Here is a 1,483-nt window from a genome sequence, read left to right as displayed (position 1 = left end):
TGAGCCCCTGGCCCTGGAGCAGGGGGGCCGGGCGTACTTCTACCACCTGGACGGTCTGGGGACGCCGCTGGCGCTCACGGACGCGGAGGGGAGACAGGCGGTGCGGTACGACTACGCGGCCTTCGGCGCCCGCCGCCGGCACGGGGGCCGGGTGCGCCAGGCCCTGGTCTTTCCGGGCCAATATTACGATGAGGAAACTGGGCTACATTATAACTGGAATCGGTACTACGATTCTGAGACCGGTAGGTATATAACTCCTGACCCGATTGGACTGGCTGGTGGGTTGAATTTGTATCCGTTTGTTTATGCCAATAACCGCCCAACTGTAGAGGTTGATCCTTATGGGTTGTATGCTGGCATTGACGATTTAATTTTTACGGCTGGTGGTGCAGTGGTTGGTTTAGCGGGTCAAGGTATAGGCGATTTAATAGGTGGTAAATTGAGTGGCTGGGAGGATTACGCAGGAGCTGCTCTTGGAGGAGCTGCGGGAGGTGAAGCATTGTTATACACAGGGCCTGTTGGAGCGGGAGCTATTGGCGGCGCTGTCACAAATTTATCTAAACAAGGGCTGAAAAATGTTTCTGGCAAACAATGTGGTTTTGATTCTGCGAGTCTCGCTTTTGATACTGGGATTGGAAGTCTGACTGGATTTATTCCTGGTGTGAGGATACCAGGGATTACCGCAGGAAGAGGTAATTTCAACTCCATCTTTAAACAAATAACATCAAAGTTTGCTCGTGGACAAATTTCAAATATACAACAGGGCACAGGCATTAAGATGCTTGTTGGTAGAGGAGTTGATACTAGCCTTGTCCCCGGTGCTGGTGCTGCTGCCGTAGCAGGAGCTGCCACATCTGACTTTATGTCATCCGAAAATAATTGCCAATGTCAGTAGCAGAGTCGAAAACACATTTAAGGGCCGCCACCTCTTCGTACATTATCTTTATAGCAATATGGGGCGTGCCGCTTGCAATTTGGACTGTCGCCTTTTTTGTTAATGGGCGGGTTGATTGGCGCGGAATAACAATATGCTTGGCTGGTCTGTTTGGTTGTATTTTATGGTTAGCTTCATTTGAGCTAACCTTGACTCATGACACTGTGGTATACCGCAGTTTGTTTGGAGGTAAAGCTTCTCTGCCTGTTGAAGAAATCAGCAAGGTAAATATTATGATTGGGTGTTTTTCCTTTGCCGACCGGTTCAATCCGACTTCACGATTAGTAATTGAACCAAACCAATCATCAGGAAGAAAGCCCATTGTGATTAATATCAAACCGTTTAGCCAAAAAGCTGTTAAGGATTTTTTATCTTCACTGGATGGCGCGCGGAATCGCGCTTGAAGACGATTTCCATTTAATGGGAGCCCCAGTAATTCCGGGGACATCATCCCTATTTAGTCGATCCTGAAAATCCATTTATCCAATAGAAATAGTTGGCAAAAATACTATTTTTGTGCTATATGATTTGCAAGATTTCAAGCCGCCC

At 47.8% G+C, this 1,483-nt stretch carries 2 protein-coding genes; both read left to right on the top strand.

Annotated elements, in window-relative coordinates; genetic code table 11:
- Positions 1-7 precede the first annotated feature (7 nt).
- The gene (locus tag HCU62_RS11525) at positions 8-895 is read left to right on the top strand and encodes an RHS repeat-associated core domain-containing protein (RefSeq protein ID WP_343066739.1); all 888 of its coding nucleotides are present in this window, start codon (positions 8-10) and stop codon (positions 893-895) included.
- Positions 886-1,338 (top strand): hypothetical protein, encoded by a 453-nt coding sequence (locus tag HCU62_RS11520; protein ID WP_163299798.1) that lies wholly within the window; start codon positions 886-888, stop codon positions 1,336-1,338. The genes HCU62_RS11525 and HCU62_RS11520 overlap by 10 nt, the downstream gene beginning before the upstream one ends.
- Positions 1,339-1,483: the final 145 nt, after the last annotated feature.

The organism is Dissulfurirhabdus thermomarina (genome assembly GCF_012979235.1).
Lineage (GTDB): Bacteria > Desulfobacterota > Dissulfuribacteria > Dissulfuribacterales > Dissulfurirhabdaceae > Dissulfurirhabdus > Dissulfurirhabdus thermomarina.
The sequence above is the reverse complement of the archived record's forward strand: the minus strand, read 5'-3'. Positions and strand labels throughout refer to the sequence as shown.

Excerpts from the sequence above, each read along its gene's own strand:
- HCU62_RS11520 (WP_163299798.1), top strand. The coding sequence starts at position 886 with ATGTCAGTAGCAGAGTCGAAAACACATTTAAGGGCCGCCACCTCTTCG.